31 protein-coding genes are annotated in these 24,152 nt (G+C 62.2%); 10 read left to right on the top strand and 21 right to left on the bottom strand.

Annotation, left to right across the window (positions count from 1 at the left end; all coding sequences use genetic code 11):
- Positions 1-71: 71 nt before the first annotated feature.
- Positions 72-1,160: a class I SAM-dependent methyltransferase gene (locus NKH70_RS17720; protein WP_352912527.1), complete on the bottom strand. Its 1,089-nt coding sequence runs from the start codon at positions 1,158-1,160 to the stop codon at positions 72-74.
- Positions 1,157-2,008, bottom strand: coding sequence for a prolipoprotein diacylglyceryl transferase (gene lgt, locus NKH70_RS17715; RefSeq protein ID WP_352713138.1), 852 nt, complete (start codon positions 2,006-2,008; stop codon positions 1,157-1,159). The genes NKH70_RS17720 and lgt overlap by 4 nt, the downstream gene beginning before the upstream one ends.
- 130 nt (positions 2,009-2,138) lie before the next feature.
- Between lgt and NKH70_RS17710 the strand changes: the two genes are divergently transcribed.
- The 3 genes from NKH70_RS17710 (at position 2,139) to NKH70_RS17700 (ending at position 3,638) form a co-directional block, all read left to right on the top strand.
- Complete coding sequence (locus NKH70_RS17710; RefSeq protein ID WP_352469177.1) at positions 2,139-2,441, top strand: accessory factor UbiK family protein; 303 nt, start codon at positions 2,139-2,141, stop codon at positions 2,439-2,441.
- Positions 2,442-2,771: 330 nt separating this feature from the next.
- Positions 2,772-3,272 carry a type III secretion system chaperone family protein gene (locus NKH70_RS17705; RefSeq protein ID WP_023678420.1) on the top strand — a complete coding sequence of 167 codons (501 nt, stop codon included), beginning with the start codon at positions 2,772-2,774 and terminating at the stop codon, positions 3,270-3,272.
- 6 nt (positions 3,273-3,278) lie between these two features.
- Positions 3,279-3,638 (top strand): tRNA-binding protein, encoded by a 360-nt coding sequence (locus tag NKH70_RS17700; protein WP_352978807.1) that lies wholly within the window; start codon positions 3,279-3,281, stop codon positions 3,636-3,638.
- A gap of 12 nt (positions 3,639-3,650) precedes the next feature.
- Here the strand turns inward: NKH70_RS17700 and NKH70_RS17695 are convergent, their stop codons facing one another.
- The 4 genes from NKH70_RS17695 to NKH70_RS17680 form a co-directional block, all read right to left on the bottom strand.
- Positions 3,651-4,673: a glycosyltransferase family 4 protein gene (locus NKH70_RS17695; protein WP_352713134.1), complete on the bottom strand. Its 1,023-nt coding sequence runs from the start codon at positions 4,671-4,673 to the stop codon at positions 3,651-3,653.
- A gap of 206 nt (positions 4,674-4,879) precedes the next feature.
- Positions 4,880-6,295: an ATP-binding protein gene (locus tag NKH70_RS17690; RefSeq protein WP_352713132.1), complete on the bottom strand. Its 1,416-nt coding sequence runs from the start codon at positions 6,293-6,295 to the stop codon at positions 4,880-4,882.
- A gap of 51 nt (positions 6,296-6,346) precedes the next feature.
- Positions 6,347-7,066: a response regulator gene (locus NKH70_RS17685; RefSeq protein WP_023678415.1), complete on the bottom strand. Its 720-nt coding sequence runs from the start codon at positions 7,064-7,066 to the stop codon at positions 6,347-6,349.
- Positions 7,053-7,580, bottom strand: a complete 528-nt coding sequence (locus NKH70_RS17680) for a MarR family winged helix-turn-helix transcriptional regulator (protein WP_023719182.1) — start codon at positions 7,578-7,580, stop codon at positions 7,053-7,055. Before NKH70_RS17680 ends, NKH70_RS17685 begins: the two co-directional genes overlap by 14 nt.
- Positions 7,581-7,829: 249 nt before the next feature.
- On the opposite strand from NKH70_RS17680, the gene NKH70_RS17675 reads away from it, so the two are divergent.
- The 3 genes from NKH70_RS17675 (at position 7,830) to NKH70_RS17665 (ending at position 9,999) form a co-directional block, all read left to right on the top strand.
- Positions 7,830-8,723, top strand: a complete 894-nt coding sequence (locus NKH70_RS17675) for a branched-chain amino acid aminotransferase (protein ID WP_352912525.1) — start codon at positions 7,830-7,832, stop codon at positions 8,721-8,723.
- A gap of 145 nt (positions 8,724-8,868) precedes the next feature.
- Positions 8,869-9,180 (top strand): hypothetical protein, encoded by a 312-nt coding sequence (locus NKH70_RS17670; protein ID WP_352912524.1) that lies wholly within the window; start codon positions 8,869-8,871, stop codon positions 9,178-9,180.
- A gap of 177 nt (positions 9,181-9,357) precedes the next feature.
- Complete coding sequence (locus NKH70_RS17665; RefSeq protein WP_352912523.1) at positions 9,358-9,999, top strand: MBL fold metallo-hydrolase; 642 nt, start codon at positions 9,358-9,360, stop codon at positions 9,997-9,999.
- 70 nt (positions 10,000-10,069) lie between these two features.
- Here NKH70_RS17665 and NKH70_RS17660 read toward each other — a convergent pair whose 3' ends face one another.
- The 3 genes from NKH70_RS17660 to NKH70_RS17650 all read right to left on the bottom strand — a co-directional run bounded on the left by NKH70_RS17660 (position 10,070) and on the right by NKH70_RS17650 (position 11,327).
- The gene (locus NKH70_RS17660; RefSeq protein WP_292661272.1) at positions 10,070-10,480 is read right to left on the bottom strand and encodes a BA14K family protein; all 411 of its coding nucleotides are present in this window, start codon (positions 10,478-10,480) and stop codon (positions 10,070-10,072) included.
- Positions 10,481-10,673: 193 nt separating this feature from the next.
- Entirely contained in the window at positions 10,674-10,886 is a 213-nt protein-coding gene (locus NKH70_RS17655; RefSeq protein WP_006202521.1) for a cold-shock protein, read from the bottom strand.
- 228 nt (positions 10,887-11,114) lie between these two features.
- Positions 11,115-11,327 carry a cold-shock protein gene (locus NKH70_RS17650; RefSeq protein ID WP_006202520.1) on the bottom strand — a complete coding sequence of 71 codons (213 nt, stop codon included), beginning with the start codon at positions 11,325-11,327 and terminating at the stop codon, positions 11,115-11,117.
- A gap of 489 nt (positions 11,328-11,816) precedes the next feature.
- Between NKH70_RS17650 and NKH70_RS17645 the strand changes: the two genes are divergently transcribed.
- Entirely contained in the window at positions 11,817-12,215 is a 399-nt protein-coding gene (locus NKH70_RS17645; RefSeq protein ID WP_352912522.1) for a Kazal-type serine protease inhibitor family protein, read from the top strand.
- Positions 12,216-12,225: 10 nt separating this feature from the next.
- On the opposite strand, the gene NKH70_RS17640 is transcribed toward NKH70_RS17645, so the two are convergent.
- From NKH70_RS17640 to NKH70_RS17625, 4 genes are read right to left on the bottom strand one after another with little or no spacing between them, the layout of a single operon-like run.
- Positions 12,226-12,450 carry a hypothetical protein gene (locus tag NKH70_RS17640; protein WP_292661267.1) on the bottom strand — a complete coding sequence of 75 codons (225 nt, stop codon included), beginning with the start codon at positions 12,448-12,450 and terminating at the stop codon, positions 12,226-12,228.
- Positions 12,451-12,485: 35 nt separating this feature from the next.
- Positions 12,486-12,623, bottom strand: coding sequence for a hypothetical protein (locus tag NKH70_RS17635; RefSeq protein WP_023719175.1), 138 nt, complete (start codon positions 12,621-12,623; stop codon positions 12,486-12,488).
- A gap of 38 nt (positions 12,624-12,661) precedes the next feature.
- Positions 12,662-12,907, bottom strand: coding sequence for a hypothetical protein (locus tag NKH70_RS17630; protein WP_292661264.1), 246 nt, complete (start codon positions 12,905-12,907; stop codon positions 12,662-12,664).
- Positions 12,904-13,170 carry a hypothetical protein gene (locus NKH70_RS17625; protein WP_352713118.1) on the bottom strand — a complete coding sequence of 89 codons (267 nt, stop codon included), beginning with the start codon at positions 13,168-13,170 and terminating at the stop codon, positions 12,904-12,906. The genes NKH70_RS17630 and NKH70_RS17625 overlap by 4 nt, the downstream gene beginning before the upstream one ends.
- A gap of 366 nt (positions 13,171-13,536) precedes the next feature.
- Between NKH70_RS17625 and NKH70_RS17620 the strand changes: the two genes are divergently transcribed.
- From NKH70_RS17620 to NKH70_RS17610, 3 genes are all read left to right on the top strand, one after another.
- Complete coding sequence (locus tag NKH70_RS17620) at positions 13,537-13,719, top strand: hypothetical protein (RefSeq protein WP_352664703.1); 183 nt, start codon at positions 13,537-13,539, stop codon at positions 13,717-13,719.
- A gap of 10 nt (positions 13,720-13,729) precedes the next feature.
- Positions 13,730-13,996: a DUF1488 family protein gene (locus NKH70_RS17615; protein ID WP_352713115.1), complete on the top strand. Its 267-nt coding sequence runs from the start codon at positions 13,730-13,732 to the stop codon at positions 13,994-13,996.
- 183 nt (positions 13,997-14,179) lie between these two features.
- Entirely contained in the window at positions 14,180-15,814 is a 1,635-nt protein-coding gene (locus tag NKH70_RS17610) for a tetratricopeptide repeat-containing sulfotransferase family protein (protein WP_353025763.1), read from the top strand.
- A gap of 116 nt (positions 15,815-15,930) precedes the next feature.
- On the opposite strand, the gene NKH70_RS17605 is transcribed toward NKH70_RS17610, so the two are convergent.
- The 8 genes from NKH70_RS17605 to uvrB form a co-directional block, all read right to left on the bottom strand.
- Positions 15,931-16,284, bottom strand: coding sequence for a DUF1428 domain-containing protein (locus NKH70_RS17605; protein ID WP_352713111.1), 354 nt, complete (start codon positions 16,282-16,284; stop codon positions 15,931-15,933).
- Positions 16,285-16,341: 57 nt separating this feature from the next.
- Positions 16,342-16,770 carry a VOC family protein gene (locus NKH70_RS17600; RefSeq protein WP_353025762.1) on the bottom strand — a complete coding sequence of 143 codons (429 nt, stop codon included), beginning with the start codon at positions 16,768-16,770 and terminating at the stop codon, positions 16,342-16,344.
- 143 nt (positions 16,771-16,913) lie between these two features.
- Positions 16,914-17,087 carry a hypothetical protein gene (locus NKH70_RS17595; protein ID WP_023719167.1) on the bottom strand — a complete coding sequence of 58 codons (174 nt, stop codon included), beginning with the start codon at positions 17,085-17,087 and terminating at the stop codon, positions 16,914-16,916.
- Positions 17,088-17,299: 212 nt separating this feature from the next.
- Entirely contained in the window at positions 17,300-17,689 is a 390-nt protein-coding gene (locus tag NKH70_RS17590) for a nuclear transport factor 2 family protein (protein ID WP_352713106.1), read from the bottom strand.
- Between the two features lie 98 nt (positions 17,690-17,787).
- Entirely contained in the window at positions 17,788-19,317 is a 1,530-nt protein-coding gene (locus tag NKH70_RS17585) for an ABC-F family ATP-binding cassette domain-containing protein (protein WP_352912520.1), read from the bottom strand.
- 298 nt (positions 19,318-19,615) lie between these two features.
- Positions 19,616-20,176, bottom strand: coding sequence for a hypothetical protein (locus tag NKH70_RS17580; RefSeq protein ID WP_352468439.1), 561 nt, complete (start codon positions 20,174-20,176; stop codon positions 19,616-19,618).
- A 29-nt stretch (positions 20,177-20,205) separates the two neighbouring features.
- Positions 20,206-20,682, bottom strand: a complete 477-nt coding sequence (locus NKH70_RS17575; protein WP_352468440.1) for a hypothetical protein — start codon at positions 20,680-20,682, stop codon at positions 20,206-20,208.
- 62 nt (positions 20,683-20,744) lie between these two features.
- Positions 20,745-24,053 carry an excinuclease ABC subunit UvrB gene (gene uvrB, locus NKH70_RS17570; protein WP_352978442.1) on the bottom strand — a complete coding sequence of 1,103 codons (3,309 nt, stop codon included), beginning with the start codon at positions 24,051-24,053 and terminating at the stop codon, positions 20,745-20,747.
- Between the last annotated feature and the right edge of the window lie 99 nt (positions 24,054-24,152).

The raw sequence follows: 24,152 nt of genomic DNA, 5'->3' as shown, positions 1-24,152 counted from the left end.
AGTTAAGGCTGGCGCAGTTGATGTCGGGCGCTAGCCGGAGATGGGAGAGTGGGAGAGGCGGCAGCGAAAAGTCAATCCGTGCTTGGAAACGGCGGAACGGCAATGCCGGCGGGGAGGACCGCAAGCACCTTAAAGAGTTCGCCCATGGCCAGCGGGCCGGCGAGGCGCTCGACGTCGGCCGCGATCTTTTCGCGAGCTGCCTCATCGGCATTGGCGCCGAGCCGGCCAGCCCGTTCGAGAAGCCCCACCTTGAGCAGGAATTCACCTTGCGTTGAGAGGTGGGCATCGAGGCCGTGTGCCCGAACGGTTGCCGCGAGGGCAGCGAAATCGACATGGGCGGTGAGATCGGCCTGCCCCGGATTGGCCAGCACGTCCTCATGACCGTGCTTGCGCAAGGCCTGCAAGGTGTCGCCGATCCCGGGCTGGAAGTGACCGTAGTCGAGAAACAGGCCGGCGCCGCCAAATCCGGCAAGTCGCCCGGCGATGGCCGCCATCAGGGCAGCGCGGGCTGGCGCCACCTCGACGATGGCACCTTGCGGCGCATTCTCGGCACCCTCCGGCAGCAGCATCGGGTCGAGCGAGCCGGCGCCGACGAAAAAGCGCAGCCGGTTCGTATCGTCGAGACCGATCATCCGTTCGCGCCAGCCGGCTCCAGCGCGGACGAACTGGCGGATAGGCACCGCGTCAAACAGCTCGTTGCCAACAATCAGAAGCGGCCCCTGCGCTAGTGTGTCAACGGCCTCATGCCAGGCGATGGTGGCCGACGTCCCGGCAAGTGTCCGTTTCTGGACCTCGGTCAACCGCGGACTGGTCTCGATCAAAGCGAACGATGCACTGGCGGTAAGCGTCGGATCGAGCCGCGAAAGCGTGCGCAGCATATCTCTCATCAGCGTGCCGCGGCCGGGGCCTATTTCGGCGATGGCGACCGGCGTCGGCCGGCCGATCGCCAGCCACGCCTGGTAGACCCAAACGGCGACCAGCTCGCCAAACATCTGGCTGATCTCCGGTGCGGTGACGAAGTCCCCGGCGGCGCCGAACGGCTCGCGTGTCGTATAATAGCCGTCCTGCGGATCGAACAGGCAGAGCGCCATATATTCGCTGATGGGGATCGGTCCCACCGCACCGATCAGCTCGGCGATGCGGGTTTTCAGCCGCGTCATGCCGGCTGCGGTTTTGTCACCGGCTTGGCTGTAGCCATCGCCCAGATGCCGGCCAGCACCATCGGCAGCGACAGCACCATTCCCATGGTCAGCCAGCTCGTGCCAAGGAGGTAGCCAAGCTGCTGGTCGGGCTCGCGAAAGAATTCGACGAAGATGCGCGAGGCGCCATAGCCGGCGATGAAGGCGCCGCCGACGAAACGCGGCGTCTTCAGCTTGAGCCGCGAATGGGTGAGGAAGCGCAGGATAAGGAACAACACCAGCCCTTCGAGCAGCGCTTCGTAGATCTGGCTTGGATGGCGTGCAAATGGGCCGCCATTGGGGAATTCGAATGCCCATGGAACGTCGGTCGGCCGGCCCCACAGTTCGGAATTGATGAAGTTTGCCAGGCGAACGAGGCCAAGCCCCACCGGCACGCCGGCGGCAACCACGTCGAACAGCGACCATGTGCGGATGCCGCGAGACCGGGAAAACAACGTCATTGCAAGAATGACGCCGAGCAGGCCGCCATGAAACGACATCCCGCCCTGCCAGACGGCGACGATATCGAGCGGATTGGCAATGTAGCGCGGCAGATCGTAGAACAGCACGTAGCCGGTGCGTCCGCCGAGCACCACACCGATGGCTGCCCAGACGATGAAGTCGTCGAGGTCGACGGGCTTCATCGGCAGGGTGCCGTCTGGCCACAGTTTTGGGTTGGTGACGAGGCGCTTGGCATACCACCAGGCGAACAGAATGCCGACGATGTAGCCGACGCCGTACCAATGCACCGCCAGCGGTCCGATCCGGACGATGACCGGATCGATGTTGGGGAAGGGCAGGGCAGCCAGCGGCAGCAAATATTCGCTCAACAGGGTCTCCCGGTTCCGATCAGGTTCGGGCGCGGACCATGCGGCAGGGTTTTGGCAGGGTCAAGGCAAGCGTGTGCTTGCATTCCGCATCGTGCGCCACTACGTCAATTCGACCAAGCGAGGATTTGCCATGGCGACCGGACCGAACCGCATTCTCGATGAATTCGCCAAGCTGATGACCGACGCAGCCGGTGCCGCGCAAGGCGTGCGGCGCGAGGTGGAGACTGCCTTCAGGGGCCAGGCCGAGCGCATACTCAACTCCATGGACGTGGTGCAGCGCGAGGAATTCGAGGCCGCTCGCGACATGGCGGCGAAGGCCAGGGAAGAAAACACCCGCCTCGCCGCTCGCATCGAGGCGCTCGAGGCCAGGCTTGCCGAATTGACCGGTCAAGTAGCGCCTGCGGCGGCGGCAAAGCCGCGTGCAAAAAAATAATAAGAAATAAATCGTAAACTTTTCCACAAAGCCGGATCGCAAAAAGCGCTTTGTCGTGAATCGCTTACCGGTACTGCGTGGATCTTTGTGACAGCGCCTTTCCACATGCGAATGACGCAGTGCGAAAAATTGGGCTGGTCACGCGACTCCCGATCAATAGACTGAATTTGTTGCATGATTCGGAGCAGGGTCATGCGCCGGGCGGTGGGGTCCGGTCCGGGGTCTTTGCGTTGACGAAGTCCTGGCCGTCCGAGTTCTAGGCAGAATTGTTCGAGTGTGCCTCTCCCGCGGAGCGTGTGGTGGCGCTCCCAGAACGACAGGAAGCATTTCATGGAACTTCTCGAACTCGAATTCTCCCGCGAAATCCATCCGGTGGATGTTATCGAGCAGGTGGCGCACAACAACGATTGGTCCTTCGAGCGGGCCGGCGACGACGAGATCTCGATCTCGGTTGCCGGAAGCTGGACCGACTACCACGTTTCATTCTCCTGGATGGAGGACTACGAGGCGCTGCACCTGGCTTGCGCTTTCGACATCAAGGTGCCTGAGGCGCGCGCGCTCGAGGTGATGCGGCTGCTTTCGCTGATCAACGAACAGATGCTGTTTGGCCATTTCGATCTCTGGGAGCAGGAAGGCGCCATCATGTTCCGCCAGTCGCTGCTGCTGGCCGGTGGGGTCGAGCCGTCGAGCCAGCAGGTCGAGGTGCTGCTGTCGTCGGCGCTGGAGGCCTGCGAATGCTATTTCCAGGCGTTCCAGTTCGTCGTCTGGTCGGGGACTTCGGCCAAGGATGCGTTGGCCGGCGTGCTGTTCGAAACCTACGGAAACGCGTGACAGTCGATGAGTTTGAGCAACGCGCGAAAACCCGAGATCAGCTTTGCCGATTTCGACCGCGTCGACATCCGCGCCGGCACGATCGTCGAGGCCGAGCCTTTTCCCGAGGCGCGCAAGCCGGCGATCAAGTTGAAAATCGATTTCGGTCCCGTGATCGGGGTGAAGAAATCCTCGGCCCAGATCACGAAATACTATACGCCCGAAACCCTGATCGGCCGGCAGGTGTTCGCTGTGGTCAATTTCTCGCCGCGTCAGATCGGATCATTCATGTCGGAAGTGCTGACGCTCGGCTTTCCCGATGACGAGGGTGCCGTCGTCCTTGGTGCGATCGAGCGCAAGGTGCCGGACGGCGGCAAGCTGTTCTAACTGCGCTGTTGCTCAGGCAGCCAGTTTACGCGTGGTACCCAGCGCCTCTTCGACCGTTTCCATGAACATTTCCGCGCAGGCCTTCCAGCTGTAGCGCATAGCACGTTGCCGCGCCGCGGCGCGGTCGACGTGAAGGGCGGCGAGCGCTGCTTGCCGCAGGTCGTCTGATACCGCGCCGCCGATGCCGTCACCCACAATATCGATCGGTCCGGTGACGGGATAGGCTGCGACCGGCGTGCCGCTGGCCAGCGCCTCGATGATGACGTTGCCGAATGTGTCGGTGCGGCTGGGGAAGACGAAAGCATCGGCCGAGGCGTAGATCTCGGCCAGTTCGTCGTTCGGGCGATGGCCGAGGAAATGGGCATCGGGATATCTGGCCTTCAGCTTCGCCAATTCCGGCCCTTCGCCTACGACCACCTTGCTGCCGGGCAGGTCGAGGTCGAGAAAGGCCGGCAGGTTCTTTTCGATCGCGACGCGGCCGACGCAGAGGAAGATCGGTCCGGGAAATCCCAGGTCCTTTCTTTTATCCGGTCGAAAATGATCTGTGTCGACGCCGCGCGTCCATGGCCGGAGCTTGGTGAAGCCGCGCGCCGCAAGATCGTCGGCGAGCGACTGGGTGGCGACCAGCGTGCCCTGTCCTGAATTGTGGAAATCGCGCAGCCAGCGATAGGCCCATGCTTCAGGCACCGGCAGGCGCGCGCTCAGATATTCCGGAAAACGTGTGTGATAGCTGGTCGTGAAGGGGCGGCCGGCGTTACGGCAGTAGCGCCGGGCCATAATGCCGAGCGGTCCTTCGGTGACGATATGGATGTGGTCCACCTTGCGTGCCTCGATCAGCTGCGCCACGCGGTGAGGAGTCGTCAGCGCCAGCCTGATGTCCGGATAGGTCGGCAGCGGCAGGGTGCGAAAGATGTTCGGCGTCAGGAAGTCCGTCTCGACATCGAAGGATTTCAGCGTCTCCGAGAGGCGCTCCAGCGTGTGGACGACGCCGTTGACTTGCGGGCGCCAGGCGTCGGTGACCATCAGGATGCGCATGGCGGTCCCTTGGCGGAGAGCTTGATTGCCTCGCCGCGATGCCTGAACGGCGACCACGCCGCAGCTCTGGCCTCGCACCGGCGCACCCGGACAGGCGCGGGGTCGAAATGAGGCCGCAGGGCCGAATCAATCAGGATCGCGCGCTTCATTGGTGCTCTTCACCATGGTTTCATGACGGGCCGATGAACGGCCGGGTCTCGCTGCCGTCAAGCCGGAACCTTGATCACCGCCCTCAGGCCGCCGAGCGGGCTGCGCTCGAGGACGATGTCGCCGCCATGGCTGCGGGCAATGTCGCGTGCGATGGAGAGGCCAAGGCCGGTGCCGCTGGCGTCGAGGTTGCGGGCCTCGTCCAACCGCACGAAAGGCTTGAATACATCCTCCCGCTTTTCGGGCGGAATGCCCGGACCGTCATCGTCGATGGTGACGAGCAGCGAACCGCGTCCATGATTGGCATTGATCTCCACCGTCTTGGCATAGCGGAATGCATTGCCGACGACGTTGGACAGCAGCCGGGCAAAGGCATTGGGGCGCACATGGACGTGCGGATCGCCGACAAGCACGGTCGATAGCTTGCGCTTGCGCAGCGTGGCTTCCTCGCGAAGCTTGTCGAAGAAGGCTTCGAGATCGAACTGGCCGGCGTCTTCCGACGCTTCGCCGCGTGCAAAGGCAAGATAGCCTTCCAGCATCGACTGCATGTCGTCGATGTCCTGGTCGAGTGCCTGGGTGTCGGCCGCCTTGGTCCCGGCCAGTGCCAATTGCAGCTTGAAGCGGGTGAGGATGGTCCTCAGATCGTGGCTGACGCCGCTCAGCATGGCCGTGCGCTGCTCGAGCTGGCGTTCGATGCGTTCGCGCATCTGGATGAAGGCAAAGCCGGCGCGGCGGACTTCCTCGGCGCCGCGCGGGCGAAAATCGCGCGGCATCGGCCGGCCTTTGCCGAAGCTCTCGGCCGCCTCGGCCAGCGTTAGAATCGGCCGGATCTGGTTGCGCAGGAAAGGAATGGCAATCATCAGCAGCACCAGTGAGGTGCCGACCATCCAGATCAGGAAAATATGGGTGTTCGACGCATAGGCCTGGCTGCGGCGCACGAAGACCCGCAGCACCTTGTTCTCAAGTTGGACGCGGACCTCGACGATATTGGAATTGCCGACCGTATCGATCCAGAACGGACGGTTGATCTGGCGAGTGATCTCGGACGAAAGGATCTCGTCGAGGATCGAGAAGAACGGCTTTGGCCCGGGTGGCGGCAGCGGGTCGGGCGGTAGGAGGTCGACCTTCAGTTGCATGCGATCCTGGGCGATACGGATGACGTTGGCGTAATCGGCGTCGTGCGGATAGGTCTCTATCAGGTCGATGATGGCGGCGATGTCGCGCACCGTGGCCTGCGACAGGCGCTGCGTTACGGTCTGCCAGTGGCGCTCCATGAAGACAAAGGCGACGACCGACTGCAGCATGATCATCGGCGCGATGACGATGATCAGCGAGCGGGCATAGAGCCGCTTCGGCATGTAAAGCGACACCAGGCGCCAGAAACGGTTCCAAGCGCGCGGCACGGCCTTGAGCGCCCGCGTCGCGCGGGCGCTCAAGCCGCCATCTTCCGGCCGTTCGAGTTGCGTGGTCGCCATTCGTCTTTTCGCTCACCGGCGGCCCGGCAAAGGACCGCTGTCGGCGGCATTCTATTCCACGCTGAGCCGATACCCAATACCGCGCACAGTCTGCAGCCAGACCGGATTGGACGGATCGCGTTCGATCTTGCGGCGCAGCCGGTTGATCTGGACATCGATCGTGCGCTCGCCGACCTCGGACTCGTCGCCGACAAGCTCATGCCGCGGTATCGTCTCGCCGGCGCGCGCAGCGAAGATCGCCAGGATTTCCTGCTCGCGGTCCGTCAGCTTGAGAGCCTCGCCGCCGCGCTTCAGCTCACGCCTGGCGATCTGGAACGTATAGGGGCCGAAGACCAGCTGTTCGACCTTGGGCGTCGTCGCGGGGCCGCCGCGGCGCAGGATATTGTTGATGCGCAGGATCAGCTCGCGCGGGTCGAACGGTTTTGGCAGATAGTCGTCGGCGCCGGCCTCGAGCCCGGTGATCCGGCTGTCGGTTTCGGACAGTGCGGTGAGCATCAGGATCGGCACGTTTTTCTCCGCCCGCAGCGCCTTGGTGAGATCGACGCCGCTTTCACCCGGCATCATGACGTCGAGCACGATCAGATCGAAATCGAGGCCGGCGAGCTTGCGCCGGGCCTCGCCGGAATTTCCGGCGACGGTAACGCGAAAGCCGTTTTCGGTCAGATATTGTTTCAGAAGATTGCGGATTCGGGTGTCGTCGTCGACCACCAGCAGATGCGGCGCGTCGTCTTCCGGTGCTGTCGGATGATCAACCCTCTCAATGGTCTCCATGGCTTTTCCCTGACATCTTTGCGGGCACAATGTCGATCTGCGCCCTTAGTTCCGGATTGACCATCGCTTCAAGGAACCGTTCGATGACGGCGCGTTCGGTGGCTCCGGAATCTTCCAATGCAGCATGGATGCGGCGCGACTGTGGCCGCGCCAGTGCCAGCGCCAGCGCACGGCCCTTGGCCGTAGGATAAAGCTCGCGCTGGCGGCGGTCGCGAGGGCCCTGCAATTGCACGATATGGTCGGTGTCGATCAGTTGTTTGAGCACGCGCGCCAGGCTCTGCTTGGTAATCTTGAGCACGTCGAGGAGTTCGGCGACCGTCAGCCCGGGCCGGCGATTGACGAAATGCAACACCCGATGATGGGCGCGGCCAAAACCGTAATCGGCCAGGATCTGGTCCGGATCGGAGGTAAAGTCGCGATAGGCGAAGAAGAACAACTCGATGATGGCGAAATCGATGCCGTCCTCGTCGGTGATCGCCGTCCTGATCGGCTCTGCGGCTGCGTGGCTCGTCATCTTTTCTCCGTGTGAAGCAGGAAATTATGTCAGCACTATTGACGTATTTTCCGCGCGATGGTAATTTTTGGCAAGCTTTTCGGCGGATTGCGAACGAAAAGGCAAGCGAAGCCGTTTTTTCCGGAACTTCCTGAGTTTGCCAGACCTTAAATATCCGCCTACGCTTTAAGACAATGGCCGCCTGCAGCGGCCGAAACGAAACACGCAATGACACAATGATGTGCGGGCTGCCGCCCGCGGGAGGTTACCATGGCATCCGTTCCCTTCGACCAACTGGACGGCTTTATCTGGATGAACGGCGAATTCGTCAAATGGGCCGACGCCAAGATCCACGTCTTGACCCACGGGCTGCATTACGCCAGCGCGGTATTCGAGGGTGAGCGCGCCTATGGCGGCGAAATTTTCAAGCTGACCGACCACACCGAACGCCTGCATGAATCGGCGCGCCTGCTTGGCTTCAAGATACCCTACTCGGTCGCCGAGATCGACGACGCCTGCCGCACTCTGTTGAAGAAGCAAGGTTTCCAGGACGCCTATGTCCGGCCGATCGCGTGGCGCGGCAGCGAACAGATGGGCGTTTCCGCACAGAACAGCCGGATCAACTGCGCCATCGCCATCTGGCAGTGGCCAAGCTATTTCGACCCGGCGCAGAAGCTCAAGGGCATCCGCCTCGACATGGCCGAATGGCGCCGCCCCGACCCGCGCACCGCACCGTCGAAATCGAAGGCGGCCGGCCTCTACATGATCTGCACCATGTCCAAGCATGCCGCCGAGGCCAAGGGCTATGCCGACGCCATGATGCTCGACTGGCGTGGCCAGGTGGCGGAAGCGACAGGCGCCAACATCTTCTTCGTCAAGGACGGCAAGATCCATACGCCCAAGCCCGATTGCTTCCTCGACGGCATCACCCGCCGCACGGTCATCGGCCTTGCTAAGGACCGCGGTTTTGAGGTGATCGAGCGCGCCATCATGCCGGAAGAGCTTGATGGTTTCCAGCAGTGCTTCCTCACCGGGACGGCAGCCGAGGTGACGCCGGTTTCGGAGATCGGTCCCTACCGATTCGAGGTTGGCGAAATCGCCAAGACGCTGATGAATGACTATTCTGCGGCCGTTCAGCCCAAGCACGCAATCGCTGCAGAATAACGAAAGTCACAGCTTTTTTAACTAGTAAGGGCGGTTTTCGGGCCGCCCCTTTTATTTAAGCGCTTCTGCATTTGACTTTCACACAATTCGGCGTCTCATGATGGGGTCGGCCCGGGAGGCTGGCAGCTATGGAGGGACTGGAAATATGGATATGAACACGCTTCTTCCGATCATTATTCAGGTGATTACGGGTATCATCGGTGGTCAGGCGGTGGGTGCGGCTATCAAGACTGCGGCGATGGGGCAGCTTACCAAAATCCTGGGCGGCGCTGTTGGCGGCGTCGGCGGTGGGCTCATTCTCAACAGTCTGCTGGGTGGCGCGGTCGATCCGGCAGCAGCCGCCACGGCGGCAGGAGCCGGCAGCGCGTTGAACATTCCAAACATCGTTGGCGGTGCCGGCGGCGGCGCCATCCTGACCGGCATCATCGGTGCGGTCATGAACGCGATGAAGAAATAGGCTTCGACGTTTCAGGTTTTCAAATGGGCGGCTTCAGCCGCCCATTTCGTTTTGCCGTTTGTGGGAGCGGTGGACGCCGTTCGCGTGTGTCTCTACATCAGGGCCTGATTCAAGGTTGGGGCTTTCCTGACGCGTTCGAGGGGACGCGCAGCGCTCCGACAGCGTGAAAGGACGAATATGGGTCAGCTCAACGCCGGCATCGTGCCGGTCACGCCGTTCCAGCAGAACTGCACCATCCTCTTCGACATGGACGACAGACAAGGCGTTGTCGTCGATCCGGGCGGTGACATCGACAAGGTGCTGGCGGCGCTCGAGGACAATGCGATCACTGCCGGCGCGATCTGGATTACGCATGGCCATATCGACCATGCCGGCGGGGCCATGGAACTGAAGGAGGCGCTCGGTATCGAGATCATCGGCCCGCATGCCGCCGACCGGCCGCTGCTCGCCAATCTCGAGTACCAGGCAAAGCGCTATGGCATCACCGATTCCGTGCGCAACTGTGTCCCCGACCGGTTCCTTGCCGAAGGCGAGACCGTTTCGTTCGGCTCACACGTGTTCGAGGTGCTCCATTGTCCAGGCCACGCACCCGGCCACGTCGTCTACTATAACCGGGCCGCGAAGTTCGCCCATGTCGGCGACGTGCTGTTCCGCGGTTCGGTCGGCCGCACCGATCTGCCGGGCGGCGACCACGCCGCGCTGATCGCCTCGATCAAGGAGAAGCTTTTGCCGTTGGGCGACGACATCGGCTTCATCTGCGGCCATGGTCCCGGCGGCCGTTTTGGTGAGGAGCGGCGGAGCAATCCGTTCCTGATCTGAAACCGCTTGCCGGAAACAAAAAAAGCGCGGCCTGTGCGACCGCGCTTTTTTCCGGCGGAAACTGCCTCCGTTAATTGGCGGTGCAGAAATGCTGTTCGCCGTCATAGCCGGTGAACGTGCCGGTACGCGAGTTGAAGCTCCGGTAGCGGTCCGAGCAGTATTCGTACCAGCCGCGGGTCCAGGGCTCCGCATAGCTTTCGGCATAGGCCACTCGCGGCTGCACGTAATAACGGCGCACCGGGGCAGGCCTGTAGTATTCATCATCATAGGCCGGGTCGTAATAGCGGGGCTGCGGACTGGCGAGCGCACCGCCGATCAGGGCACCTGCCGCAAGGCCGAGGACGCCGGCCGCAACGGCGTCGCCGTGGCCGTGATGGCGGCGGTGATGGCGCCATTCATCGGCGCTGGCCGCGGGCAAGGTCGCAAGCGTGGTCGCAACGACCGCAGCGGACAGGATGGCAGTCTTGAAAATTCGGTTCATGTCGGTCTCCTTCGTGCCGGCCCGGGTCGTTTTCGGGGGATGCGGTCCGGCTCTAACGAAGATTGATATGCGACCGTGGCTGAACGGGGGCTGAACGAAATTTGACCAGGCGGTTTCATCTAACTGGGCGATTCAAGCGTGCGGCAAACACCGCAAGCCAGACCGGCCCACGTCCATTCTGTCCAGGGCCGGTTCAGCCGATCGACAGGTTGACGGCTTTCGGACCCTTGCCGCGCTTGTCCGGCTCGGTGTCGAATGTCACTTTCTGCCCATCCTCAAGACCGGGAAGACCCGACGCCTGCACGGCCGAAATATGGACGAAGACATCCTTTGCCCCGTCGTCCGGCGTGATGAAGCCGAAGCCCTTGGCGTGATTGAAGAATTTGACGGTGCCGGTCTGCGGCATGGGAAGCTCCTTTGATCCCACAAGTCCAGTCTCGGGCCGGCAAATGCCCGGACGGAAATTTGTCCTTTATTTTAGTGCCATCGGCAAGAGAAAGTTTTGCGGGCGTCTGCAAGCATCCCAGAACACAAAAGGCGCGGCGAAAACCGCCGCGCCTTTACAGAATTCACGTTCACTCCAAAAGCCTTGCAGCATCCTCACACCCCGAAAGGACGCGCGGCACGCTGTGGTTCAGGCAGCGCGGAGATTGACCGCTTTCGGACCCTTGCCCATACGGTCGGGCTCGACATCGAAGGTGACCTTCTGACCGTCGACGAGCGTGCGCAGCCCGGAAGCCTCGATTGCCGAGATGTGGACGAACACATCCTTGGCGCCGCCATCGGGCGTGATGAAGCCGAAGCCTTTGGTAGCGTTGAAGAATTTAACGGTGCCGGTCTGGGCCATTGGGGAAACTCCTTCACCCGTGTCAGTCTTGGTGGTTCCGCCCGCCGCCTGGCGCCGTGGGCAAGTCCCGGTGGTTGCTTCGGCAGTCATGCATTGGCGCATGGTAAAACCCCCCGCCGAAAACGGGGCTGTCAGAGATTCACAGTATCGGGGAAAGGTCGTCCAAAACGTTCCGCTCTCCGGGTCGCAAATGCCCGAACACAAAATTTATCGCACGGAAACGTGATGCTTGCAAGATAGAGCCGCGGGCGGACCAACAGGCGCATCCCGACGCATCGCACCGATAGCCCCGGTTCTCCGCGCGGTCATCGGCCAGACGCCACCCAGGCATGGTCCAGCAAGCGGGGCAGGTGCTATCTTGGCTTGCGCCGGCATACCGCCCTGGCTCGCCAGTTGCAAACAGGGGTTGCATTTGGCAGCGTAATGACGAGGATCGGCCGGACGCAGGCACCATTGTGCAGGCAGGAGTTTCGAGGGAGGGAAACATTCATGCGGCTTCTTGCGGCAATCTTTCCGCGGCAGGTTTTTTCCATCCTGTTCCTGTCGGCAATTCTCGCAGCCTGCACCGTCGTGGTGGATGAGGGGCCAGGGCCGCGCCCGCCACGGCCGGGGCCGCAATTCTGCACCAAGCAATATGACCCGGTCTGTGCCCGGCGCGGCGGCGACCGCCAGACCTTCGCCAATGCCTGCCTTGCCGAACGGGCCGGATACCGCATCATTCGCGAGGGCGAGTGCCGCAGCGGTGGTGGTGGCGGTGAGGAGCAGACATTCTGCACCCGCGAATACCGCCCGGTCTGTGCTCGTCGCCATGGCGAGCTGCGGACATTCCCCAACGAATGCGAAGCCCGCGCGGCGGATTATCGCGTCGTCGATGATGGGCCTTGCTAGCGCACCGGCCTCACTGTTCGTCCGGATAGGCACCATCGGCGGGGCCGACGTAGAGCTCGGCGCCGTCCTCGTTGGAGATGCGCAGGCGATCGGGGATCTGCGGCATCATCAGCGTGTGAAGTAGCGTGGCGGCGCCTTGCAGGGCGGCGCGCAGGTTCGGTGCCTCCAGCGACACTCGATCGAGTATCGCTTCGTCGGCATCGCGCGAGCGGTAGAACTCGATGACGAAGTTCAAGCACGCCTCCAGGCAGATTGTCGTGCGATCGAACCCTAGCCTTTGGACTTGGGTTTCACAGCGGTCTCCGCCTGCTTGACCGCCGAGCCGAAGGGCGAGGCCGGCTTTGCCGCCACCTTGTCCTTCTTGGGCTTGCGTGTCTCGCGATTGCTGCGCTGTTGACCCTTGGCCATTTTCTGATCCCTTATACGTGTTGCGGATTGCTTTCGGCTCAACTGGCCGGGTTGTCGACCGGTTCGAGATTGTCTTCCGTGGTGACCCGCTCATAGGTCTCCAGCTCGCTGCGGATGCGGTATTGCGGCGAGCCGTCCTTGACCGGCAACCGGCTCTTGATCTGGAACAGCTCCGCGGTCTTTTGGGCAAGGCCGGTGCGGCTCTTCATGCGGACGGTCTGGCCGACGGTGAAGATATGCGCCGGCGTGTCCGTGCGCCGCGCACTCTGCTGGAAGCGGATCATGTGACATTCTCCTGGTCGTGCTGAAGCGCTGCCTCGAGCTCGGCATGGTCGACGGCGACAAGCTGGCTGGTCGCGCTTTTCACCGTCCTTGCCGGCAGATGGATGAAAGTGGCGACACGGCGCCATGCAGGCCACGACATGCCGTCGATCAGTTCTTCGTCGTGGTCGATGTCATAGTCGCCGGCCGGCTGCACGCCATCCAGCCCGCCAAGCACGAAAGGTGCCGCGAAATGCGCGATGGAATGGGTGGTGCGGGCAGACATTCTTGTGCCTCGAAGTTCTCGCTTGTGCCTTGAAGTTCTCGTGCGTTGAAGTTTCTTTCCGGCCTGCTCCGGAAGCGGAGCCTGCATTGCGGTACCAGGTGTCGGCGATTTGGATAAGTTTGGCGGGCCGAGAACCCTGACGCCGCAGGGCCAAGCATGACCCAAAACGGTTTTATACCATTAGTCTGAAAATACGGCTTATTCAAGAAGTTTTCGGCCTCTTACCCCTACCAACCTAAAATTACTTTTCTATAGTTATCTGCAGAACGATGATACGGTCCCGGTGCACCTCAAAAATTGTTTGAAGAACTTCCGGAAAAATTCCTCCGGCATTTGTATTTATTTAGGTATGAAAGGAAGAGAGTCATGAACTCCGAAAGAACACCGGATGTCCCGACAGTTGCAGTTAGTCCCGTCACCAAGCCGATAAAGGTCTTGTCGCCGCGCCTCACGATAAGAAGCGACGAGGCGGCAAGGCGAAGGATTGCCGACACTGACGGAACGGCGCGGCGGGCGCGCCAGCTTGCCGAAAGCAATCGCCTGATTTGACGCGCAAGCCATGACGCTCAATTTTCCCAATCCCAGCCGCTCCTATGACGCGGCGGCCAAGCGCATTCGTTTCGTCGGCCATGACGGCATGTTCGAAGTCCCGTTCTTTGTCGAGGTTGCGGCACTTTCGGCGGCCAACCCGGCTGCAAGCGGAGCCGAGGCCGAATTTCTCAGCGCCTTTGACGCCAAGCGTTCGTCGATCCACGATATTGCGCGCCAAGCCTACTCGCACGGCCGCAAGAACATGTATGTGCTGACGCCGGCAGACTTTCGGTAAGCTCCCCGAGTTCGGAGGTTTGCTTCGTAGCGACCGCCGTCTGCTCTTGCACGTGCCGCAGCGATGGCCTAGATCGCGGCAGGCGGACAACACGGCAGGTTTCCCATCAACAGAGATCCGAGACAACCGGCAGGCGCACGTTACGGCTCAGGCGGACAGCCGCCGCTGGGGCTCGACCAGCACGTGCAGCAGGCGCTGCAGTTGCACCAGACGGGGCGCCGGCAGGAAGCCGAGGCGCTTTACCGACAGGTGCTGGCGCAAAAGGCCAACCACCCGGCTGCTGCGCATTTCCTCGGGCTTCTGCTGCACCAGACCGGGCGCAGCGCCGAGGGGCTGGCGCTGATCGAACAATCGGTGCGTCTGCAGCCGAGCAATCCGGATTTCCTCAACAATCTCGGCACCGTGCTGCGCGACCTCGGCCGGGTAGCGGCCGCCGCCGATCTCTTCCGCAAGGTGGTGGCGATTCGGCCGGACCAGCTGGCGGCGCGTGACAATCTCGGCTCGTCGCTGAAGCAGCTCGGCCAGTTCGAAGGCGCCGAAGATATTTATCGCAGCACGATCGGCCGCAACCCGTTCCATGTCCGCGCCCGCGTCGGGCTTGCCGAAACGCTGCAGGAAGCGGGCCGGCTGGATGAGGCACTGGCTGTTTTTCGCGAGGCGCTGACGATCCGGCCGAAGGATGCCGATCTTTTGCATGGCCTGGGTGTCGGGCTGATGGAAAAGGGCAATCTCGACGAGGCTGCCGATCTTTTCAGGCAGGCGCTGGCGGTGGACCCCGGCATGGCCAGGGCCTGGCTGATGCTCACCCAGGTCAAGCGCCAGAAGGAGCGCGACGCCGAGCTTGCCCGCATGGAGGCGGAGCACGCCAAGGCGCCGCAAGGCAGCCTGGCGCGCATGCAGCTTTCCTTCGGCCTCGGCAAGGCCAATGACGACCTCAGGGAATATGGCCGCGCCTTCGACTATTTCGCCGAAGGCAACGCGATCCGCCGCCAGGGCATCGACTACGACGCCGGCAAGACGCGCGGCGAGTTCGAGGCGATGAAGGCGGTGTTCGACAAGGCCTTTTTTGAAAGGCACAGGCCGAGCGGGATCGCCGACGACACGCCGATCTTCGTTGTCGGCATGCCGCGTTCCGGCACCACGCTGGTCGAGCAGATCATCGCCAGCCATCCGCAGGTCTATGGCGCGGGCGAGCTCAGCATATTGAAGACGGCGGTCGGCAAGCAGTTTCCGCTCAGCATGAAGGGCGGCTTTCCCTGGGGCATCGCCGACATGCCCGACAAGGCCTATGCCGAGGCCGGCCAGGCCTATCTCGACATGCTGCACACCCGCTATCCAGGTTTTCGGCACGTCACAGACAAGATGCCCGGCAATTTCCTGTTGATCGGTTTCATCCACATGATGCTGCCGCAGGCCAAGATCATCCATTGCGCGCGCGATGCGGCGGCGACCTGCCTGTCGATCTACAAGGTGCACTTCCGCGGCGACAGCCATCGCTACGGCTACGATCTCGGCGAACTCGCCGATTTCCACAATCTCTACACCGATATCATGGCGCACTGGCACGCCGTGCTGCCTGAGGTCGTGCACGACGTTCGCTATGAGGATTTCGTCGCCGACCAGGAAGCCCAGTCGCGGGCGCTGATCGCCCATCTCGGCCTGCCGTGGGACGATGCCGTGTTGTCGTTCCACCAGACCGACCGGCCGGTGCGCACGGCGTCCGCCGCGCAGGTACGCCAGCCGATGTATCAGGGCTCGGTCGATCTGTGGAAGCGCTATGGCGACCGGCTGAAGCCGCTGCTCGACAGGCTGGCTTAGAGCGCCGCTGCGCCTAAAGCGCGTCGCGCTCGATCGGCCTCATGCGACGCGCTTTAGATTCCTGTTTATGCATGTCGTTATCGCAAAACCGCTGCACACTTTTGCGCGACATGCATCTAAAGCTCCATAAACGGCTGAAAGCCGCCGAAGATCATGCGCTTGCCGTCGAACGGCATGGTCGACCAGTCGGCCTTCAGGCGCTCATCGGCCATCACCTTGGCCATCACTGCGTCGCGGCTCTGCCTGGATTCATAGACGATCCATGAGAAGATGACGATCTCGTCGTCCTTGGCCTGCACGGCGCGCGGGAACGAGGTGATCTCGCCATAGGGCACGTCGTCGCCGACGCATTCGACATAGGCAAGCGCGCCATGCTCCTTCCAGACGCTGCCGGCGGTTTCCGCCAGCTTCTTGTAGGCATCGAGCTTTGCCTTCGGCACGGCAAGTACGAAACCATCGACATAAGACATTGGATTTCCTCCTGGGTAGGTTTTTCCTCCTCCCGCAAAGGGCGAAGGAAGAATGTGCTAAGCCTTCTTCACCGGTGCGTTCATCGCCCATTCGACGCTGAACGGATCACGCATATTGCCCCAGCGGTCGCCCCAGAACATCACCTGCAACGGCACGACTTCCTCGCAGCCTGCCTCGATGGCCCGCTTCCACCAGGCGTCGATGTCGTCGCTGCCGAGATGGAGCTGCATGGTGCAGCCCTGAGGCTTCACAGCGGCCATTCCATGCTCGGGATAGAAGTCGGAAAGCATCAGGGTCGAACCGTTGATGTAGAGATGGATATGCATGGTGCGGCCCTGTTCGTCCGGCGGATAGGCAAAGACCTGCTCGGCACCGAAGGCCTTTTGGTAAAATTCTGCGGCTTTGAAAGCGCCGTCCAGCTGAAGGTAGGGCGTCAACCCGCCAAGCACTTTGGCGGCGGGCTGGGTCTGCGGCTGGTCATTCATGTCATGCTCCTCTTTGCTTCTGGTTTGCCTTTGCGAACCACAGGACGAACGAAACGGCGACGATCCTACACGGCCGATGGTTTTTTCAAATGCCGGGCGCGGGTCCGAAATGGCGCGTTGCTGCCACGGCCAACTGGCACCTTTCAACCTTCGATGCGAATCCGCGGGCTGTTTTGCGCGTCGACGACGATTTCCGGCCAGCCAATATCTTTGCGCAGCTCGATCGGCAATGAAAGGATGGCGCGTTCGCTGCGGTAACGGGCGCGAGCCGCCGAGTAACGGGTCACGGCGTGACCTATGGATGACAGAATAGACATGATGCTTTCTCCTCAATTGGCGCCGGCATCACCGTGTCGGCAACCCAAGGACGTGGCAGGCGATCATCATCCGACAGAGCGTCAGATTTTTTTCCGCAAGGCCGGATTCAATCGAAGACGGCGTTTCTCACCTGCCGGGAATCGAGCGACGACCGCCAAGTCAGCGCACCTCCAACCGGAAGCTTAGCTGCGTGCCGTCCGACGGACTGGACTCAGATGACAGATGCGGCCAGAGCGGTGTCGTAATATTCCACCAGTTCGATGATTTTGCCGTCGCGTACCGTCCAGAAATCGGCGGTGCGCAAGACAAACTCGTCACCGGTGGTTCGGCGCGTCAAATGGATCTCGACCTGCGCCGCAACCTTGTCGCCGCCATCGATGATCTCAACCGGGACGAAGCGCCGGTATTCGAAATCGCTGTCCAGCGCCACAAGCCTGGCAAGGAACTCCTGCTTGCCGCGGGCCACTCCGGCATAGCGCGACTGCACCGGATCGGCGATCCAACGAAAGACGACATCATCGGCGCAGTCGACCAGCGCGCCCTCGATGTCACGTTTTGCATAGGCATCATACAGCTTCCTGACGACATCCGCCCCACGCATGACCGGTTTCCTCCTTAGGTTTGCGAGACCTCAGGATGCGCCTTTTCCGGCGAGCGGGAAAGTGTGCTGAGCCGCTCGCCATTCATCGGGCAAAATCGTCAATCTCCCGCTTCGGCCACCGAGCGGAAGAAATCTTCCGGACTGTCGACCTCGGTCAGCCGCCGCTTCTCGATCAGCCAGAAGCGGTTGCCGATTGCCCTGATGAAGGAGCGGTCGTGCGAGGCGAGCAGGCAGCTTGCCTGATGTTCCAGCAGTTCGGCTTCCAGCGCTTGCTGGCCATCGATGTCGAGATGGTTGGTCGGCTCGTCGAGCAAATAGAAATTGGGATTGGCGAGCCTGAGCGCCAGCATCATCAGCCGCGCCTTCTGGCCGCCCGACAGCACGCCGATCCTGCGCTCCTGCATGTCGATGTTGACGCCGGCGCCCGCCAGCAGCGAGCGGGCGCGCTGCTCGCCGACATCGAATCTGCGCGACAGCATCGCCAGCGGCGTGTCGTCGCCGCTGATGCCCGACAATGCCTGGTCGCTATAGCCGAGCACGGTCGACGGCGTCACCTTCAGGCTTTGCGCCGCCGTTTCCGGCTCGACGATGGCGTTCCGGATCAGGCCGATCAGCCGTGATTTGCCGACGCCGTTACGGCCGAGCAGGACGATGCGATCGCGCTGGCAGATATGGCGCTTGCCGGTGCTGAACAACAGCGTGCCGTCAGGGGTTCCGACCGCCAAATCGTCAAGCGTGATCAGCACCTTGGCATGGCTGCCGCGATTGGCGAGCTTGATCGCGCCCGCCGATTTTTCGCGGTGTGCCGGCGCTGCCGCTTCTTCCAGGCGCTCTGCCCGCTGGTTGAGCTGCCTGGTCTTGACCGTCAGCAGATCACTGCCCGAGTTGATGCCGATGTTGTTGAGCTTGGCCGCCTGCCGGCGCAGCTGCTGCGCCACTTTCATGTCGCGCTGGAATTTGCGCTCGGTTGAGGCGTCGACCTCGTCCAGCGCAAGCCTCGCCCGCGAATAGGGCAGCGAAAACACCGGCGATTGTTCAGGGCGAAGGAACAGCGTGCGGTTGGTCGTGGCGTCGAGGAACGCCCTGTCGTGGCTGGCAATCACCAGCGGCACCTCGCGCGGCAGGGCGTTCAGCCAGGTTTCGAGCTGGCTGATCTTGCCGAGGTCGAGATGGTTGGTCGGCTCGTCGAGAAGCAGGACGTCGGGGTCGGTGACCCAGACGCGGGCGACCAGCGCAAGCCTTTGCCAGCCACCGCTCAAGGCTCGCATCGGCCGCTCGCGCATCGGCTGCGGCACGTCGAGCGAGTCGAGAACCACATCGACGCGCCATTGCTCGCTTTCGGCCTGCTCGGCCGGCAAGGCGTCTGCCACCACCTCATGAAAGCTGCGCCCGGCCAGCGCTGCGGGGATGACTTGCTCGACATAGCCGACGCGCAGGCCGCGCGTGCGGGTGATGTCGCCTGATGTCGGCTCCATGTCGCCGGTCAGGCACTTCAGCAAAGTCGATTTGCCGCGCCCGTTGGCGGCGACGATGCCGAGCCGGTCGCCGGTGCCGATGGTGAGATCAAGGTTGGAGAAGAGCGGCGCACTCATGGTGACACCGAGAGACTTGAGGCTGATCAGGGCCATGTCGATTTCTCTGGTCTGTCCGGAGTGGATTCCGGTTCAATGCACTTTGACGGTGCGCAAGCTGGCCATCAGGCTCGGCGTTGCAGCACCACGAAGGGCAGACCAAGAAAATCGAAGCGGGAAGAAAAACCCGGACCGTCTCTGGTCAGCCCTGCAAGCAAGCTCGCAGGGCAGAGACAGGGCCGCGCTGACGGTGGTGGTCGAAAGACACGCAGCCCTCCTTTCAAGACGGTCGAGTGTGCGGAGCGATTACACCAAAGGCGGGGTGGGTTGCAAGTGTGTCCTCTGCAGGCAGGCCTTAGTCTGGCAGAGGGAATATAAAGTCACCCTTGGTTCGCTGGATTTCCTGTGGCGTTTCGAAGTGAATCTCCATCAGGATCGGTTCTTCCGGTCCCTTGAAGAAATGAAGTTCGGCATGAGGGAGCACGAGCCGACGGACAGTTTCATATCCGCTTTCCATCTTATATTCCTCGGCTTGCAGCCCTAGACTTGCGAGGAGCGTCTTGGCGGCCGAAAACGTCATGGCTGGACTAAAGCCGTCGAGATCGATTTGGCTGTTGCCGCTCCATTTCAAAGGCAAGGACTTGGGCACATGAGGCATGTGCCAAAGTTTGATGCTGATACGGTGCACTCGCGCTCGATCGCGCCTGATCAAAATGTTGATTTCCAGATCGCCATAACCCAGAAGAAAGCCGCATGGCTGATCCTGATAGACATACAGCCATTTCGGAAAGCCAAGGTGTTTCTGCACCGGTCCAAGATCGGCGCCAGCCCGCAAAGGCGTGTCTTTACTGCCTAAAATCAGGGGCAGAATGTGGAGTTTGCCTTGTTGCCGCATCGAACCTAGGTTTGCTGCCAATTGTTGTCGTAGGTTGGATACTCGGCCTTTCAGCCCCGCCTGATCCCTTCGGCCCAAGCCACCAGGTCGTCTTCGCTGTTGCGCAGCCGCTTCATGACTCGTTGCATGGGCCAGCAAGTAACGCCGCTTCCGACTTCGAGAGCCGCGTTAATTTCCCCTTCGGGATCGTCGTCATTCGTCAGCCAATGCCCGCTGAGTTCCTTGCGAAGCACCTCGCCACAGTAGCATCCCAATGCAAACAAACGCGGCCCGATATCTTGTGATATCAAACCGCCGGAGATGGGCTCTCCATCCTTCGTCTGCTCGCGAAAAAACCGTTCCACCTCGGATATGCTCTGCGGTGAGAAATCCGCGCCGAAGCCCGAACTTTGCAGTGCGTTGGATATCCACTGCGCGGCTATCGGAATGTCGTCTTGCAAGCGCCGCGGTGCGCTTGTTGTTTGAGACGCCGCGCGGGACGGCAAGAACCCTGCGGCGAGAAGCCCAAAGAAACGGCGTGTTATCATCTGTAGCCACCCAGCCGATGGCGAGAAGATACATGCGGCGCTCAAGTAACGCCACGGCAGAATTACCGTCCCGGCCGACCAGTCTTGCCGGGTCGGCGCTTTTCGCGGCGAGCATCGGCCGGATCTTCGTAAGAGCCGATGCCGGCACGCTGGCGGACAATGGGTTTGGCCGAATCATCGCGTTCCTTCGCGCCTCCCGCTGTCCTGCCCTCTTTGCCACCATTTGACATCTCCCCCGCGAGGGGGGAGATCGGCTGTGGCTTGGCCGGCACTTTTCCCTCGACCGGCTTCTCGGTCCGCCGCACCGTCATCTCGTCGAGCGAGTTTTTCTTGAACAGCGGTTTGATCGGCTCGCCGGGGATGCCGAAATCGGAGCCGTGCGCCTCTTCGGCCGACTGTTTCTTGAACAGCGAACGGGACACCGCCCCGGCCGGCGTCGGCATGTCGGTGCCCGGGCCCATGGCGTCGAGCGAAGGTTTTGCGAATAGCGGCTTCTTGACCGGCACGGCGCCGTCGGCGCCCATCTCGTCGAGCGCGGGCTTGCGGAAGAGGTTGGGCCGGGCAGCCTTGGCCGCTTCTTCGGTGGCACGTGCCTCGTCGAGCTTGCGGAAACGCTCCTGTTCCTCTGACGTACGATGTTTGGCCACGCCCTTGTTGTGCTTGCCCTTTTCGCGGCCCGAAACCGGGCTTTCCATGTCGGCATATTTGGCCAGCGGGTCGTCGGAGATGGACAACTCCATCTCGCGCAGCCGTTTGATCTCGTCGCGGATGCGGGCCGCCTTCTCGAAATCGAGGTTGGCGGCGGCGTCGCGCATCTGCTTGTCCAGGGCGTCGAGATGCGCCTTCAGATTGTTGCCCATCATGGCGCCGGCGCTGTCGGTGAACTGCGAAATGTCGGCGCGGACATGATCTTTTTCGTAGACCGAGTCCAGGATGTCCGAAATGCGCGACTTGACCGATTCCGGGGTGATGCCGTTGGCCGCGTTCCACTCCATCTGCTTTTCGCGACGGCGGTTGGTCTCGGCCATCGCCCGCTCCATCGAGCCGGTGATCTGGTCGGCATAGAGGATGACCTTGCCGTCGACGTTTCTGGCGGCGCGACCGATGGTCTGGATCAGCGATGTCTCGGAGCGCAGGAAACCTTCCTTGTCGGCATCGAGAATGGCGACGAAGCCGCATTCGGGAATGTCGAGGCCTTCGCGCAACAGGTTGATACCGACCAGCACGTCGAAGGCGCCGAGGCGCAGGTCGCGCAGGATCTCGATACGCTCCAGCGTGTCGATGTCGGAGTGCATGTAGCGCACGCGAATGCCCTGCTCGTGCAGATATTCGGTCAGGTCCTCGGCCATGCGCTTGGTGAGCACAGTGACCAGCGTGCGGTAGCCGGCCCTCGTGGTCTCGCGGATTTCGCCCACGACATCGTCGACCTGCGTCTTGGCCGGGCGCACTTCGACCGGCGGGTCGATCAGGCCGGTCGGGCGGATGACCTGTTCGGCGAAAACGCCGCCGGATTGCTCCATCTCCCAACCGCCGGGCGTTGCCGAAACCGCGACGGAAAGCGGGCGCATGGCGTCCCACTCCTCGAAGCGCAGCGGCCGGTTGTCCATGCAGGACGGCAGGCGGAAACCATACTCGGCCAGCGTCGCCTTGCGGCGAAAGTCGCCGCGATACATGCCGCCGATCTGCGGTATGGTGACATGGCTTTCGTCGACAAAGACCAGCGCATTGTCGGGGATGTATTCGAACAAGGTCGGTGGCGGATCGCCCGGCTGGCGGCCGGTCAGATAGCGCGAGTAATTCTCGATGCCGGCGCAGGAACCGGTCGCCTCAAGCATCTCCAGATCGAAGCGGGTGCGCTGCTCCAGCCGCTGCGCTTCCAGCAACCGACTGGCCCGTTCGAGTTCGACCAGCCTGTGCTTGAGCTCTTCCTTGATCGACTTGATGGCTTGATTCAAGGTCGGGCGCGGCGTGACATAGTGCGAATTGGCATAGATCTTGACGCCCTTCAGCTCGCCGGTCTTCTGGCCGGTCAGCGGATCGAATTCGGTGATCGCCTCGATCTCGTCGCCGAACAGCGAGATGCGCCAGGCGCGGTCCTCGAGGTGGGCCGGGAAGATCTCGATCGTGTCGCCGCGCACCCTGAACGAGCCGCGGACGAAATTGATGTCCTGGCGCTTGTATTGCTGGGCGACGAGGTCGGCGAGCAGCGCGCGCTGGTCGAGCCGGTCGCCGATCTGCATCTGGAAGGTCATCGCCGTATAGGTCTCGACCGAGCCGATACCATAGATGCAGGACACCGAGGCGACGATGATGACGTCGTCGCGCTCGAGCAGCGAGCGCGTCGCCGAATGGCGCATGCGGTCGATCTGCTCGTTGATCGAGGATTCCTTCTCGATGTAGGTGTCGGTCCGCGGCACATAGGCCTCAGGCTGGTAGTAGTCGTAGTAGCTGACGAAATACTCGACGGCGTTTTCCGGGAAGAACTTCTTGAACTCGGAATAGAGCTGCGCGGCAAGCGTCTTGTTGGGCGCCAGGATCAGAGCGGGGCGCTGCGTCTCTTCGATCACCTTGGCCATGGTGAAGGTCTTGCCCGAGCCGGTGACGCCGAGCAGAACCTGCGTGCGGTCGTTGCTGTTGACGCCCTCGACGAGATCCTTGATCGCCGTCGGCTGGTCGCCGGCCGGCTCGAAATCCGAGACCATCCTGATGGCGATGCCGCCTTCGGATTTCTCCGGCCGGGCAGGGCGGTGCGGCGTCCACAGCACGCCGTCCTTGTGCAGCGGATTGCCGGATTCGATCAGTGCCGACAGTGCCGCGACCGTGGCGGTGACGCCGCCCGAGGCCATGGTCTCGGCCTCTTCCAGGGAGACATCGAGGCCGGCGACAGGGTTGAGACCGGCCGCAGTGCGCTCCCGCGCCGAGGCCGCACCGCCCATCGAGGTGCCGCGTGCCGTACGGCCGGGGGAAGAGGAGCGTTCCGGGATTTTCTTCGCCGGCTTGGCGCCTTCCCTCCCCCTCGAGGGGAGGGTGGCGGCGGAGCCGCCGGGTGGGGTCGGTGCGTCCGGGCTCGGCGACCCTTGATGCCGAGCGCTTCCTTTGCCGACCCCCTCTGTCGCCTTCGGTGACATCTCCCCCTCGAGGGGGGAGATTTGGCGCCCTTCCTTCTCGGCTTCCTGCTCGATCTGTTCGGCCCAGTCGGCGATCGAGCCGGTCAGCGGCGCGCCGGTGAACTCGGCCTGCGGCGCCTCGGCAAAGCCGTGCAGGGGCTCCGATGCGTCGAGGAAATCGGTCAGCGGACTGCGCCGCTTGGGCGGCGAAGCGCGATCGTCATTCGCCGGCGGCGGCGTTTTCTTGTCGGGGAGTCTGGCCATGGCCCGAATATGGGAGGTATCGGCCAAAATGGAAAGAGCCGAGTGGCGGGTGGCGCGAGGCGCAATTTGGCTGCTGACAGCAGGCTGTCAGGAGCACCA

Origin of the sequence: Mesorhizobium sp. M0991, from assembly GCF_040318915.1 — a bacterium.
Classification (GTDB): domain Bacteria; phylum Pseudomonadota; class Alphaproteobacteria; order Rhizobiales; family Rhizobiaceae; genus Mesorhizobium.
This window is presented reverse-complemented; position numbering and strand designations above follow the sequence as displayed.